The 12,830-nt window shown below is 68.4% G+C and carries 14 protein-coding genes; 7 read left to right on the top strand and 7 right to left on the bottom strand.

The window, feature by feature from the left end; translation table 11 throughout:
• The first annotated feature begins 311 nt into the window (after positions 1–311).
• From Y590_RS14255 to dksA, 3 genes are all read left to right on the top strand, one after another.
• The gene (locus Y590_RS14255; protein ID WP_060770429.1) at positions 312–1,685 is read left to right on the top strand and encodes an MBOAT family O-acyltransferase; all 1,374 of its coding nucleotides are present in this window, start codon (positions 312–314) and stop codon (positions 1,683–1,685) included.
• Position 1,686: 1 nt separating this feature from the next.
• Positions 1,687–2,706 carry a hypothetical protein gene (locus tag Y590_RS14250; RefSeq protein ID WP_060770428.1) on the top strand — a complete coding sequence of 340 codons (1,020 nt, stop codon included), beginning with the start codon at positions 1,687–1,689 and terminating at the stop codon, positions 2,704–2,706.
• A gap of 269 nt (positions 2,707–2,975) precedes the next feature.
• Complete coding sequence (gene dksA, locus Y590_RS14245) at positions 2,976–3,395, top strand: RNA polymerase-binding protein DksA (RefSeq protein WP_060770427.1); 420 nt, start codon at positions 2,976–2,978, stop codon at positions 3,393–3,395.
• Between the two features lie 21 nt (positions 3,396–3,416).
• Here the strand turns inward: dksA and Y590_RS14240 are convergent, their stop codons facing one another.
• Positions 3,417–3,725, bottom strand: a complete 309-nt coding sequence (locus tag Y590_RS14240) for a porin (RefSeq protein ID WP_083530863.1) — start codon at positions 3,723–3,725, stop codon at positions 3,417–3,419.
• 35 nt (positions 3,726–3,760) lie between these two features.
• Positions 3,761–3,979 (bottom strand): SlyX family protein, encoded by a 219-nt coding sequence (locus Y590_RS14235; protein ID WP_060770425.1) that lies wholly within the window; start codon positions 3,977–3,979, stop codon positions 3,761–3,763.
• Positions 3,980–4,430: 451 nt separating this feature from the next.
• Between Y590_RS14235 and Y590_RS14230 the strand changes: the two genes are divergently transcribed.
• Positions 4,431–5,006 (top strand): PilZ domain-containing protein, encoded by a 576-nt coding sequence (locus tag Y590_RS14230; RefSeq protein ID WP_060770424.1) that lies wholly within the window; start codon positions 4,431–4,433, stop codon positions 5,004–5,006.
• Between the two features lie 102 nt (positions 5,007–5,108).
• Positions 5,109–6,641: a threonine ammonia-lyase, biosynthetic gene (gene ilvA, locus Y590_RS14225; protein WP_060770423.1), complete on the top strand. Its 1,533-nt coding sequence runs from the start codon at positions 5,109–5,111 to the stop codon at positions 6,639–6,641.
• 121 nt (positions 6,642–6,762) lie between these two features.
• On the opposite strand, the gene Y590_RS14220 is transcribed toward ilvA, so the two are convergent.
• A complete protein-coding gene (locus tag Y590_RS14220; protein WP_060770422.1) occupies positions 6,763–7,035 on the bottom strand; it encodes a hypothetical protein in 273 nt (90 codons plus the stop codon).
• Between the two features lie 308 nt (positions 7,036–7,343).
• A complete protein-coding gene (locus Y590_RS14215; RefSeq protein ID WP_060770421.1) occupies positions 7,344–7,571 on the bottom strand; it encodes a hypothetical protein in 228 nt (75 codons plus the stop codon).
• A 720-nt stretch (positions 7,572–8,291) separates the two neighbouring features.
• Between Y590_RS14215 and Y590_RS14205 the strand changes: the two genes are divergently transcribed.
• Positions 8,292–8,636: a hypothetical protein gene (locus Y590_RS14205; protein ID WP_060770419.1), complete on the top strand. Its 345-nt coding sequence runs from the start codon at positions 8,292–8,294 to the stop codon at positions 8,634–8,636.
• Positions 8,637–8,706: 70 nt separating this feature from the next.
• On the opposite strand, the gene Y590_RS14200 is transcribed toward Y590_RS14205, so the two are convergent.
• Positions 8,707–10,023 carry a UDP-glucose dehydrogenase family protein gene (locus Y590_RS14200; RefSeq protein WP_060770418.1) on the bottom strand — a complete coding sequence of 439 codons (1,317 nt, stop codon included), beginning with the start codon at positions 10,021–10,023 and terminating at the stop codon, positions 8,707–8,709.
• A gap of 235 nt (positions 10,024–10,258) precedes the next feature.
• Positions 10,259–11,272, bottom strand: coding sequence for an NAD-dependent epimerase/dehydratase family protein (locus Y590_RS14195; protein ID WP_060770417.1), 1,014 nt, complete (start codon positions 11,270–11,272; stop codon positions 10,259–10,261).
• 530 nt (positions 11,273–11,802) lie between these two features.
• Here Y590_RS14195 and Y590_RS14190 point away from each other — a divergent pair.
• Positions 11,803–12,036: a hypothetical protein gene (locus tag Y590_RS14190; protein WP_003600212.1), complete on the top strand. Its 234-nt coding sequence runs from the start codon at positions 11,803–11,805 to the stop codon at positions 12,034–12,036.
• 75 nt (positions 12,037–12,111) lie between these two features.
• Here Y590_RS14190 and Y590_RS25765 read toward each other — a convergent pair whose 3' ends face one another.
• Positions 12,112–12,732: a hypothetical protein gene (locus Y590_RS25765; protein WP_083530861.1), complete on the bottom strand. Its 621-nt coding sequence runs from the start codon at positions 12,730–12,732 to the stop codon at positions 12,112–12,114.
• Positions 12,733–12,830: the final 98 nt, after the last annotated feature.

Here is a 12,830-nt window from a genome sequence, read left to right as displayed (position 1 = left end):
ACGGCCGATGCCGGAAGCTAGGTCTGCCTCGATGAACCGAAGCTGACTGACGCGTCTCAATCGTGGTGCTGCACGCCCACTGCCGGCGGCCCTTGCACAGATCGAGGTCATTCTTGGTTCGGAGCTTGGTTGCTTGCCGGTACTTCCGTTGGGCGCCTCACGGTAGCCTTGGGGGCGCGCGGAGGATCCCACTGCGCCCACGCGCCGCTTCGGCGCGATTGACGGTTGCGCTTCGATCCCCGACAAGGCTGGCCGCGTGAGCGGGCGCGCGCCGGTCTCGCCGGATCGTCAGGGGAATCGTCCGCGCCGCGATGCTGTTCAACTCCTTCGTTTTCCTGCTCGCCTTCCTGCCGGCCGCTCTGCTGCTTCACGCCGCCGCCGAACGCTATCGGCCGCAGGCGCGGCTGCCGCTTCTCGTCGGGCTGTCCTTCGTCTTCTACGCGTGGTGGGATTGGCGCTTCCTGCCGCTGCTTCTCGCCTCCATCGGCGTGAACTGGCTCGTGGCCCGCGCTCTGCCGCGGGATCGCACCGGCTGGCTGTTCCCCGTGGCGCTCGCCGGCAACCTCGCGGTGCTGGGCGTCTTCAAGTATCTCGGCTTCCTCACCGATCTCGCCGACATGATCCCCGGCATCGATCTTCCGCGGATCGACCTCGCCCTGCCGCTCGGGATCTCGTTCTTCACCTTCCACCACATCATGTACCTGACGGACCTGAGGGCGGGACGCGCCCCGTCCTTCGGGCTGACCCGCTACGCCCTCTACATCGCCTTCTTCCCGCAGGTTCTCGCCGGCCCGCTCGTGCGCTGGAGCGAGATCATGCACCAGTTCGAGGAGCGCCCCTACGCGCGTCCCGACGCGGCCGAGCGGATCGGGCGCGGGCTGATGCTGCTGACGGTCGGGCTTTCCAAGAAGGTGTTCCTCGGCGATCCGCTCTCGGTCTACGTCAACCCCGTGTTCCAGGCGGCGGCCGCGGGCAAGGCGGTGACGATGGCCGAGGCGTGGCAGGCGACGCTCGGCTTCACCTTCCAGATCTATTTCGACTTTTCCGGCTACACCGACATGGCGCTGGGACTGGCGCTGCTGTTCGGGATCGTGCTGCCGCAGAACTTCGACGTGCCCTATCGCGCCACCTCGCTGCGCGACTTCTGGCGACGCTGGCACATGACGCTGTCGCGCTTCCTGCGCGACTATCTCTACATCGCCATGGGTGGAAACCGCCGCGGTCTCGCGGTCCAGGTCGGCGCGCTCTTCGCCACCATGACGCTCGGCGGCCTCTGGCACGGGGCGGGGCTGACCTTCGTCGCCTGGGGCGCCGCGCACGGTGTGGGCCTCGGGGCAGGCGTGCTCTGGCGCCGGGCGGGCGGACGGCTGCCGCACCTCCTCGGCTGGGCGATGACGGCCGGGTTCGTGGTCCTGACCTGGGTCCTGTTCCGCGCATCCTCGTTCGAGGCGGCTTTGGCGATCTACAAGGGGTTGTTCGGGTTGGCGCCCACGGGGGCGGGCTTCAAGTGGCGCACGATTCTCATCGCCGCCGCCGTCGCGATGATCGGCCCGACCGCCTGGGCCGCCGTGCACCGGCTGCCGCCGAACCGCTGGCTCGCAGCCGCCTTCGCCCTGTTGTTCGTCGTCGTGCTCCTCAAGATCGGGGACGATGCGAACTACGAATTCATCTACTTCCAGTTCTGAGATGGTACCCGCCTCCGGCAGCTTCGCGCGGCAGGACTGGGCGGCCTTCGCGCGCCTGTTCCTGTGTACCGCCATCGGCCTGCTCGCCGGATATCTCACGCTCGCTTTCCTGATCGATCCCTACGACAGCGGGCGCTCGACGCTGTTCTCGGCCGGCGCCGTGCGTCCGCAGGGCCCACGCACCGCTGCCGCGTCACGCGGGCGCGACCCGGCTTTCGCAGGCGCGGTGTTCGGCAATTCGCACATCCAGCTGATCGAGCCCGCGCGGCTCACGGCGGCGACCGGCATTCCCTTCGTGCAGCTCTCCGTGCCCGCGACCGGCCCCGGAGAGCAGCTCGCGCTGCTCGTTTGGTTCCTGCGCCACCATCCGGCGCCGAAGGCCGTGATCCTCTCGGTGGACGAGTACTGGTGCACCGACGATCCGGCCTTGCCCAACGACAAGCCGTTCCCGTTCTGGCTCTACAGCCCCGATCCGCTTGCCTATCTGCGGGGGCTCCTGCGCTTTTCCGTGGCGCAGGAAGTCGTCGGCCGCATCGGCTGGCTCGTCGGCGCGCGCCGCAAGCGGGCGGTCGCCGACGGCTGGTGGGACTACGAGCTGGATTACCTGAAGCGCGGCACGCTCGACGACGACCGCCTCCGCGTCATGCGCGAAACACCGGTGCCCGACGCGGCGGCTCCGGGCAAAGCAGGGCCGGACTTTCCCGCCGCGGACCGTCTCGGCAATGCCCTCGCCGCGCTGCCGGCCGAGACCGCCGTGGTCATGGTCTTCCCGCCGGTCTACGCCGCCGGCCTCCCCCGGCCCGGCACGCCGCGTGCCCACGCCGAGGCCGCGTGCCGGAACGCCGCGGCGGCGGCGTTGCAACGGCACGGGCGCAGCGCGCTCCTCGACGCGCGCCTTGAGCGGCCGGCCCTGCACGATCCCGGCCTGTTCTTCGACCAGACCCATTACAGGCACGCTCTCGCCCGCCCCCTGACCGACGAGATCGCCGCCGCCATCGTCCGGCTGCGCGGTGCGCCCTGAACCGGGAAACCGGAAGGAAGTGGGTCGGGCGAAGTCGAGCATGCCTTGCGTTCGAGGGCGGCGCTCCCCGCACGCCTGCGGCCGCGGACCCACGGGCTCAACCTGATGTCGGGTCGGGGGCCACTTGAGCGTGTCGTCTTTGCCGCATTGCGAGAGCTTTTCACGCGCGACGGTGCGAGGCGGCATCCGCGCGTTGTAGAGCTTGCCCAGCTCGATTATAGCCTCGCCGACGATCGCCGCTGACCGGCAGGGAGCGCGAGGATAAGACGATGGCGAAGGTCACGATCGAGGACGGCTACAGGCCCTCCGACGGCGAGCCCTTCATGAATGAGCGGCAGCGCGAGTACTTTCGGCGCAAGCTGCTCAATTGGAAGAGCGAGATCCTGCGTGAGGCGCAGGGGACTCTCACCGCGCTTCAGAGCGAGAACGAGAACCATCCGGATATCGCCGACCGCGCCTCCTCGGAGACGGATCGGGCGATCGAGCTGCGCGCCCGCGACCGCCAGCGCAAGCTGACGAGCAAGATCGACGCGGCCCTGGCCCGGCTGGAGGACGGCTCCTACGGTTTCTGCGAAGAGACCGGCGAGCCGATCTCGCTCAAGCGCCTCGATGCGCGGCCGATCGCGACACTGTCGCTGGAAGCGCAGGAACGCCACGAGCGCCGCGAGCGCGTCTATCGCGACGACTGATCCGGCGGGCTTCGGCGGTCCTCAGCGTTGTCCCGCCTCGATCCGGACGAAGCTGCGCACGGGCCCGAGGGCGGAATCGCTCCTTGTCTCGACCGCGATGCGGCCCTGCACGGGGACGGTGCTACGGCGCGGGCCGATATCGGCACCGGCCGTTACCCGGCCCGACAGGCGAATGCAGCTCGCCGTGCCCGGAATCCGGAAGAAGCCCGCCCCCTGGCTCGGACAGGGTTCCATCGGTGCCTCGGAGGGATGCGGCGCGCGCTCGAACGCGCCCGCGCAGAACGGCACCAGTGCGAGGCACAGGCCGAGGCAGCGCATCACCCTCCGCATTACGCTCTCCCCTGCCCGCACGAGGCCAACTCGCCTCAGTAATGCGGTGGCGGCGGCTCCGGCGCGCCACTGGCGCTCCGGAAGGCGCTGTCCTCGACCTGCTCCTGCAACCGGCCGAGCTGCCGGGTGAGACGGTCGATCACCGTCCACTGCGCGGTGATGGCTGCGTTCAGATCCTCGATCACGGCCTCCTGCTCGGTCAGCCGAATCTCGAGACGTGCAATGCGATCGGTGTCGGGCGGCGGGTCGCTCATCGCCCGACCATGCCCGGAGCGGCCGCCACCTGACAACCGGCCTGACGAGAGAGCCGGATGATCCACTCCCCATTCGCCTTCCTATCTGAGCATGAGCGTTATGCTCTCCTGGAATGGCTGTCGGATGGGATCAGAATTCATCCCGCCGGAAAGCGCAATGTCGAATCACGCTTCGTAGTGGTGTCGCCGCTTTCGTCATCCAATAGAAGTGTCACGTATAGATCTTTGCCGATTGCAGGCAGGAGACTGAGCAAAATCCTCTGAAGTCGAATTTCTTCGACAGTGGGGAGAGCAGGATCGGGCCGATGGTAAGACGTGGCGGTTCGTTTTCACATTCGAGCACTTGGCCCGGTGGTTCGCCCGCTGAATTTTCGTAAAAATTCGAGGGATTTTCGGCGTTTTCCGTTCAGGGCCGTGCGGCCATTGTCGTGCGACGATGACACGCGGCACCATGATCGAGCGTCCAGCTTCCCACCTCCATACGGTGTTCCTCCCGGCGCTGTGCTGGGGCCGGCGGCAGCCCGACTTCTACGCGGTGACCCAGGATCTTTCACGGGCCGGCATCACCTTCCGCTCGGCATCCGAGCCGGCGGTCGATGAGCCGCTCACCTGCAGCATCCGCTATGTCGGCCAAGTCGAGGCCCGCGTCGTCAGCAGCGGCGACAACCTGTTCGCCGTCCGCCTCATGGCATCGCGGCAGCGGACGGCCGAGGTCGCCCGCGCCCTGCTGGCGCTGGCCCGCGAGCAGGGGCGGACCTTCGAGGCGGCGCGGGCGCATCCGCGGATCAATCCGGCCCGCAAGGACGTGCTCGTGACCCTCGAGGACGGTCGCGTCCTGCCGGGGCGGCTCATCAACATCTCGGCGTCCGGCGCGGCGCTCGCCCTCGATCACACGCTCTCGCGCGGGGCGCGCATCACCATCGGCGGCACGGCCGCGCAGGTGGTGCGCATCTTCCGCGACGGCATCGGCGCGGCCTTCGCCTCTCCTCTCGATCCGGGCCAAGTCCATGCCGGGATCCGACTCTGACAGTGCGCGCCCCTCCCCCGAGTATCCCGCTCTCGCATCCCGGCCGCGGAAGGACTAAGTCCCGGTCGTGCCCTGCCCGATGACGCGGCCGAAAGCCTGCCCGTGACCGACTACATCAAGAAGATCCTCTCCGCTCGCGTCTACGACGTGGCGATCGAGAGCCCGCTCGATCCGATGCCCCGCCTGACGAAACGGCTCGGCCGCCCCGTCCTCCTCAAGCGCGAGGATCTGCAGCCGGTCTTCTCGTTCAAGCTGCGCGGCGCCTACAACAAGATGGCCTCGCTGTCCCAGGAGCGGCTCGCGAGCGGAGTGATCTGCGCCTCGGCCGGCAACCATGCCCAGGGCGTCGCGCTGGCCGCGGCCAAACTCGGCGTGCGAGCGGTGATCGTGATGCCGCGCACGACCCCCGCGATCAAGGTCGATGCCTGCCGGGCCCGCGGCGCCGAGGTCGTCCTGCACGGCGACGCCTTCGACGAGGCTCTGGCCGAGGCCCGGCGCCTCGAAGCGCAATGGGGCCTGACCTTCCTGCACCCGTTCGACGATCCCGAGGTGATCGCCGGACAGGGTACGATCGGCATGGAGATCCTGCATCAGCATACCGGACCGATCGAGGCGATCTTCGTGCCGATCGGCGGCGGCGGGTTGGCGGCCGGCATCGCCACCTTCGTGAAATATCTGCGCCCCGAGACAAAGGTGATCGGCGTCGAGCCGGACGATGCCGCCACCATGTCCGAGGCGCTTCGGGCGGGCGACCGGGTGATGCTGCCGAGCGTCGGCCTGTTCGCCGACGGCGTCGCGGTGCGGCAGGCCGGCGAGGAGACCTTCCGGCTCTGCCGCGAGCATCTCGACGGGGTCATCACCGTCGATACCGATGCGATGTGCGCCGCCGTCAAGGACATCTTCGACGACACCCGCGCGATCTCCGAACCGTCCGGCGCGCTGAGTCTGGCCGGGGCCAAGGCTTGGTCGGCACGGAATCCCGGAGCCGGGCCGCTGGTCGCGATCTCGTCGGGCGCCAACCTCAACTTCGACCGCCTGCGCCACATCGCCGAGCGGGCGGAGATCGGCGAGGAACGCGAGGTGCTGCTCGGCGTCACCATCCCCGAGCGGCCGGGCGCCTACCGCGCCTTCATCGGCGCGCTCGGCCCCCGCGCGATCACCGAATTCAACTACCGCTACGCGCAAGGCAGCGAGGCGCGCATCTTCGTCGGCATCAACCTGCCCGGCGGCAAGCCCGAGAAGCGCGATCTGATCGCGGCCCTGGAGAGCGCCGGCTACCGCGTCGCCGATATGAGCGACAACGAGATGGCCAAGGTGCATGTCCGCTACATGGTGGGCGGGCGCGCGGCGGGGCTCGCCGACGAGCGGCTCTACCGCTTCCAGTTCCCCGAGCGGCCGGGCGCGCTGATGAAGTTCCTGGAAGCGCTCGGTGACGGCTTCAACATCAGCCTGTTCCACTACCGCAATCACGGCGCCGATTACGGCCGGGTGCTCGCCGGGATCGAGGTGCCGGCGGCGGAACGCGCCCGCTTCGACGCCGCCCTCGAAATGCTCGCCTATCCCTATGTCGACGAGACCGACAACCCGGCCTACCGGCTGTTCCTCGACAACGGCATTGGAGCGCACGGCCACTGACGCAAAGTCGCACGGAGCGAAGGCCGCCTGACCGGCAGTGACCAAGGCGCCGGGTGTTTCCCGCCCGGCTCGCTCTCGTCACGTCGGCCTTTGCCGGTCCTCCGGAGCGAACCGGATCGCGTCACGCCGTGGCGGGAGCGGGCTGGCTGCGGAACAGGGCCGTGCAGCCGGCATCCCGATGCATGCTCAAGATCGAGGCACGGTCGATCTCGGGATGCTCGGCGAGAACGCGGCGCACATCCTCCACGACCTTGTCGTAGCGGTGGGCGTCGAAATTCTTCTCCAGCGGACTGACGGCGATATAGGCTTCGACCACGAGCACCCGTTCGGTGCGCTCCTTGGTGACATCGACGGCGATCCAGGCCGATTTGACCAAGCGGTTGGCGGCGAGCATGGGACGACCCTCCGATGCCGCCGCGTTGTCCGGCGGCTTTCGAAGGCGAGCATGTACCGCGCCGAAGGCCTTGCCAAGAGATTCCCGGCTCGCGTGCAGCGTCAATCCTCACGGATCTTGCGCAAACCCTCCCGGAGCCGCTGCGAGAACCGGCCCGGTCTGCCGTCGGCTCCGACATGAGCATCGCATGCCGACCTTGGTTGCAAGGTACGGAACGGCGGTGGCGTGATTTCGCGGCGGGGGCCTCGCGCGAGCAATCGAGCGCATGCCCGATGGACGCGGCGATTCCCCCGGCCTCTCCCGTCACATCACATGTCGGAGACGATCCGCAGGCCCCCGTATCCGTTCGGGCGGGACGGTGGCGCGTAGCTTCCCGTGCCGTCCTCGGCGTCGGCCGTGGCCGATCCTTTCTTGCGCCCCTTCATCAGCGTCGGGCGTGCGATCCACCGCACCACCTTGTTGCCGTCGTATCGCCCGGTCCGCCGCTCGTCCCTGCGCAAGACCCAGCGCGGATGAACCGCCCCATTCCTCACCATGACCCCGTCCCCCTCGGGGGCGTCGCGTCGCAGCCGGCGCCCCCTTTGTGCGCCCCGGTCTCACTGCGGCCTCGGCCCCTCGGGACGTAGCAGGCAACGGTTTCGGGACAATTGCATCCTCCAAATTAGGGATATCCGGCATCATTTGCACTTAAGTATCCGCGGGCATCCTCAAAGATATTTTTGGGCCGCGAAGCGCATGACGCCCTGCCCGTCACCGCATCCGATTGGCCGTGCATTCGACGCAACAGTCGACGCAACATCCCCGCAAACAGCCAAGGCTAACGAGCTTCCCGCGAAACGTGAGATGTCGCGAGGGGAAAGATGCCGAAGATCGTCGTTGCCGCCCGTGCCGCCTCGATCATCCTGATCGGATTCTGCATTGTTCCCTGCCTGCCGGCGCGTGGGGCCGTACCGGAGGCTCGCTCCGCGGATGTCGGTGCCGTCGGTGGGCGGGGCGATGTCCGGAGCGCGACACGCGCGCCGGAGGCGCCACGGACCTCGTGCCCTCCGCGCTGGCCCTACATCGTCCTGACCTGCACGGCGTGACGCGGTCATGACCCTGTTCATGATCCTGCTCGCCGGCAACCTTGCCCTCGGGTTGATCTTCTCGCTGATCGCGGCTTCGGTGGAGTGAGGCTGATGGGTGGCATCGGGCTTCCGGCGGCGTGCGCGACCGGCCTGCTTGACCTTGGTGCCGGCTTGCGCGCACGAGATCCTATGCTGACGCTTGTTCGCCTGATGGCATGGGTCGTGGCCATCGGCCTCGTCGCCGTGACGCTTTCGCCGCTCGAAGCGCGTCCGGTCCTGGCGTCCCCGACCCTGGAGCGGGCCGGCGCCTACGCGCTGTTCGGCTTCCTGCTCGTGCTCTCGTATCCGCGGCGCTGGGGATGGGCGCTCGTCGCGGCCGTGGTCCTCGCCGGGGGGCTCGAGGCGGCACAGGGCCTGACCGTGAGCCGGCATGGCCGGCTCATCGATTTTCTGGTGAAGGGCGGCGCGGCTTTGGCCGGCGGGCTCGCGGCGCAGGGGATGCATCTCCTGCTCGCCCGCCGTACGGCGCGTTAGAGCATCATCCCGAAAGGTGGTTGCCGGCTTTCGGGACGATGTTCCGGAGACCGACCGAACGACGGCCGGATCAGTCGAGGCGGGCCAGGGCACCGACGCCGACATGGCGCAGTCCTTGGCGGCGAGCCTCTTCCGGCGCGTAGACGTTGCGCAGATCGACGAGGACGGGGGCGCGCATGAGCCCCTTCAGCCGGGCGAGATCGAGCGCCCGGAACGCATTCCACTCCGTCACGATCACCAGCGCGTCCGCGCCTTCGGCGCAGGCATAGGCGTCCTCGGCGTAAGCGACGCCCTGAAGCAGCGGCCGCGCCTGCTCCATCCCCTCCGGATCGTAGGCCACGATCTGCGCGCCCGCATCCTGCAAGCCGGCGATGATCGACAGCGAGGGCGCGTCGCGCATGTCGTCGGTGTTCGGCTTGAACGTCAGGCCCAGGAGCGCCACCCGCTTGCCCCGCACGGACCCGCCGCAGGCCGCGATCACCTTGCGCGCCATCGCGCGCTTCCTCTGGTCGTTGACCGCCACCACCGTCTCGACGATCCGCACCGGCGTGCCGTAATCCTGCGCCGTCTTCACCAGCGCCAGCGTGTCCTTGGGGAAGCACGAGCCGCCGTAGCCCGGTCCCGCATGCAGGAACTTCGCGCCGATGCGGTTGTCGAGGCCGATGCCGCGGGCGACCTCCTGCACGTTGGCCCCGACCTGCTCGCACAGATCCGCGATCTCGTTGATGAAGGTGATCTTGGTGGCCAGGAACGCGTTGGCGGCATATTTGGTCAGCTCGGCCGTGCGCCGTCCGGTGAGCAGGATCGGCGCGGCGTTGAGGTAGAGCGGGCGGTAGACCTCCTGCATCACGGCGACTGCGCGGGCGTCCTCGGCGCCGATGACGATGCGGTCGGGCCGCTTGAAGTCGCCGATGGCCGCACCCTCGCGCAGGAATTCGGGGTTGGAGGCGACGCCGACATCGATGTCGGGGCGGGCCTCGCGGAGGATGCGCTCGACCTCGTCGCCGGTGCCGACGGGCACGGTCGATTTGGTGACGACCACGGTGTAGCCGGTCAGCGCCTCGGCGATCTCGCGGGCCGCGGCATAGACGTAGGAGAGGTCGGCAAAGCCGTCGCCGCGGCGGGACGGGGTGCCCACCGCGATGAACACCGCTTGCGCCTGGGCAACGGCGGGCTTGAGGTCGGTGGAGAAGGTGAGGCGTTTGGCCCGCACGTTCTCGGCGACGAGGGTGTCGAGACCAGGCTCGTAGATCGGCATGCGGCCCTCGTTGAGGGCGGCGATCTTGCCGGGATCCTTGTCGATGCAGACGACCTCGTGGCCGAAATCGGCCAGGCAGGCGCCCGACACGAGGCCGACATAGCCCGAGCCAATCATCGCGATGCGCATCGGTGGTCCGTCTCCCTGAAGCGGCGGACCTTCGATCCTCAAAAACCGTCGAGGAGACCGCCCGTCACGAGGTTCGGCATATTTTCCGGTTCGGGCAATTCGCTCAGCGTGGCCGGCGCGGGCGCATCCGGGGGACGGTGAGGTCCCGAAAGGCTGTGATCCGTTTTCGGGACCGAGGATCGAGCGAGGCGCCCTCCGGCCTCTCTTCGCCTGAATGCGCTGTCCCGCAAGGGCTCTATTGGTCCCCGTAATAGTCGAGATACCACCTCACGAAGGCGGGGATGCCGGTCTCCAGCGGCGTCTCGGGCAAGCGGCCGACGAGGTCGCGCAGCAGGTCGGGGCTCGCATGGGTCCGGATCACGTCGCCGGGCGGGAGCGGCTTCAGCACGCGCTCGGCCTTGCGCCCCAGGGCCGCCTCCAGGGCGCCGATCATGGCATCGAGCCGGACCGGGCGGCCGCCGCCGATATTGACCAGACGATAGGGCGCGACCGTGCTCAGGGTGTCGGCCGCCGAGACCGGGCCGCCCTCGGCAGGCATCGGCGGCAGGCGCTCCGACAGCGCGACGATCGCATCGATGAGATCGTCGATGAAGGTGAAATCCCGTTCCGCCGCCCCCTCGCCGAACACCTCGATCGGTTCGCCCGCCAGGATCTTCCGGGTGAACAGGAACAGGGCCATGTCCGGCCGCCCCCAAGGTCCGTAGACCGTGAAGAAGCGGAATGCGGTCGTCGGCACGCGGAACAGGTGAGCGTAGGAATGCGCCATCGCCTCGTTGGCGAGCTTCGAGGCGGCGTAGAGGGTGAGCGGCGAGACCGCACGGTCGGTCTCGCGGAACGGGACGCTCGCATTGCCGCCATAGGCCGAACTGGTCGAGGCGACGAGCAGGTGCTTGACGGGATGGGCGCGCACCGCCTCCAGCAGGTTTGCGAAGCCGACGAGGTTGGCTTCGACATAGGCGCCGGGGTCGATGAGGCTGTAGCGAACCCCCGCCTGCGCCGCGAGATGGAAGACGAGGTCCGGCTTGACCCGCGCCATCACGTCGAGGAGCGCGCCGGGCGTCTCGAGCCGCGCCTCCACCGCCTCGAAGCCGGGAAATCGGGCGAGATCCGCGTGCCGGGCTCGCTTCAGCCCGACATCGTAGTAGGGTGAGAGGCCGTCGAAGCCCGTCACGCCCAAGCCCGCCGCCAGCAGACGGCGGCTCAGCGCGTGGCCGATGAAGCCGGCCGAGCCCGTGACGAGAGCATGCATGCGAGGCCCGGTGCGCCGTCTTCCAGAGGATCCGTGTCTCTCACTCCATTCCCGCTGCGCCGCCGTGCTAGAAGGAGAGGCGATCGATGGCGGGGATTGTCATGAGGCACGCCGAAACGGGATAGCTGCCGCCCGTCCGCGTCGCAAGGAACGCGGTGACCCGTCGTGAGGAGGGTCGCAGCCGGGTCGGGAACGTTGTGTCTCGACTTCGATTATCGTTTTCACAGGGTTTTTAAGGCAGGTGTCCGCCTGCCTTTCGTCGGGTGAACGATGTAACCCTGCTTCCAGCGCGCAGCTGTCGCGCCGGCGCAGGGGTTGTTTGTCGGGGAATCAGGTATACTTACAGCAGACTATCTGCCGACCTTCGTTTCGCGCCCGCTCGCGACGCCGGTCCCGCACTCCGCCGGGACTGGCCGTTGCCGTACGGATCGCGTGAGATGAGTGGGCCGGCCGAAACATCCGTCCAGGCCCAGGGCGCTGTGCCGCTCCTCGCTTGGGTCCAGCGAGTCCGAACACCGAGTGTCCGCACGATGAACCAACTTTTCCGCCTGCCGCAAGTCGGCGAGGCCGATGCGATTGCCGAACCCTCCGCCGATCTTCGTGTCCCCTTCGCGCAATCCGGCACTTTCGTCTGCAAGTTCATTATCGGTGAGCCGAGCGACCAGGCCGTGTGCTGCGGGGCTCCGGTCGCCGATGGCAAGAGCTGGTGCGCCTATCACCGCCGTATCGTGTTCGAGCCGGCTCGTCCCGGCCGCGCTCGCTGAGCGCCCCTCACGTTTCCGGTATCTGACGGCCCCGCCTTCTCGAAGGGTGGAGTCGCCTCTGTTGTCCGCGCCGTGTCAGTCGAACGGTGATGGGCGGTCGATCACGAGGCCGGTCGGCACGCTTGGCCCTCGCCAGCGCATGACGAGGTGGCCGTCCCCTCGTGTCCCGACGGTGCGATAGGCCGGTCCGCTTTCCGAGGGTAGTCCGAGATCGCCCGGCCTATTTCCGACGGCCCCGATCCGGCGCTGTTCGTAATAGGCCTCGGCCGGGGCATCGGCGGCGATGTACCCGTAGACCGGGCTCAGGCTCCGTCCCGTCGCCCTGGCCGTCCTTGGTGGCGGAATCATCCGGGCCACGACACGCCGGCTCAGTCGACTCTCTGCCTTCCGCGACATTGCCACCCGTACCTGGCGTATCGGCCGGGCGCGGCTCGCGGCCGTTCGAATCCGCTCTGGGCGAACCCTGGTCGCGCGTCGGGTCGGCCGGGTTTCGGAGCGGGTCGAGACCTTGGGCTCGTCGACCTTCGCTGGGGTCGCGGCCGGTTTCGCCGCGGTGGCGTTCATCGCCGGGGTGTTCACTTTGGCCGGTGGATCGGTCCATTGGCCGGCGGACTTATCCTCGGCGTCTGCAGAGGACGCCGCCAGGATGGTGCCGAGCAGGAGGAGAAAAGTCGAAAAGCGGCTGCCGCGCGACATGGAAAATCCTCTCGGGGTCGGAGAAGGACAACGCCGGCTGTGGGCTTTCACATCGCGTGCACCGGCACCCGTTGCGGAAGCTTTCAGCAAAGATAGGG

This window comes from Methylobacterium sp. AMS5 (assembly GCF_001542815.1).
In the GTDB taxonomy this organism is placed as follows: domain Bacteria; phylum Pseudomonadota; class Alphaproteobacteria; order Rhizobiales; family Beijerinckiaceae; genus Methylobacterium.
The sequence above is the reverse complement of the archived record's forward strand: the minus strand, read 5'-3'. Positions and strand labels throughout refer to the sequence as shown.

Excerpts from the sequence above, each read along its gene's own strand:
- Y590_RS14215 (WP_060770421.1), bottom strand. The coding sequence starts at position 7,571 with ATGGTGAGGAATGGGGCGGTTCATCCGCGCTGGGTCTTGCGCAGGGAC.
- Y590_RS14255 (WP_060770429.1), top strand. The coding sequence starts at position 312 with ATGCTGTTCAACTCCTTCGTTTTCCTGCTCGCCTTCCTGCCGGCCGCT.
- Y590_RS14240 (WP_083530863.1), bottom strand. The coding sequence starts at position 3,725 with ATGCGGAGGGTGATGCGCTGCCTCGGCCTGTGCCTCGCACTGGTGCCG.
- Y590_RS25765 (WP_083530861.1), bottom strand. The coding sequence starts at position 12,732 with ATGTCGCGCGGCAGCCGCTTTTCGACTTTTCTCCTCCTGCTCGGCACC.
- Y590_RS14190 (WP_003600212.1), top strand. The coding sequence starts at position 11,803 with ATGAACCAACTTTTCCGCCTGCCGCAAGTCGGCGAGGCCGATGCGATT.
- Y590_RS14200 (WP_060770418.1), bottom strand. The coding sequence starts at position 10,023 with ATGCGCATCGCGATGATTGGCTCGGGCTATGTCGGCCTCGTGTCGGGC.
- Y590_RS14220 (WP_060770422.1), bottom strand. The coding sequence starts at position 7,035 with ATGCTCGCCGCCAACCGCTTGGTCAAATCGGCCTGGATCGCCGTCGAT.
- Y590_RS14230 (WP_060770424.1), top strand. The coding sequence starts at position 4,431 with ATGATCGAGCGTCCAGCTTCCCACCTCCATACGGTGTTCCTCCCGGCG.
- Y590_RS14250 (WP_060770428.1), top strand. The coding sequence starts at position 1,687 with ATGGTACCCGCCTCCGGCAGCTTCGCGCGGCAGGACTGGGCGGCCTTC.
- Y590_RS14235 (WP_060770425.1), bottom strand. The coding sequence starts at position 3,979 with ATGAGCGACCCGCCGCCCGACACCGATCGCATTGCACGTCTCGAGATT.
- Y590_RS14205 (WP_060770419.1), top strand. The coding sequence starts at position 8,292 with ATGCTGACGCTTGTTCGCCTGATGGCATGGGTCGTGGCCATCGGCCTC.
- dksA (WP_060770427.1), top strand. The coding sequence starts at position 2,976 with ATGGCGAAGGTCACGATCGAGGACGGCTACAGGCCCTCCGACGGCGAG.
- Y590_RS14195 (WP_060770417.1), bottom strand. The coding sequence starts at position 11,272 with ATGCATGCTCTCGTCACGGGCTCGGCCGGCTTCATCGGCCACGCGCTG.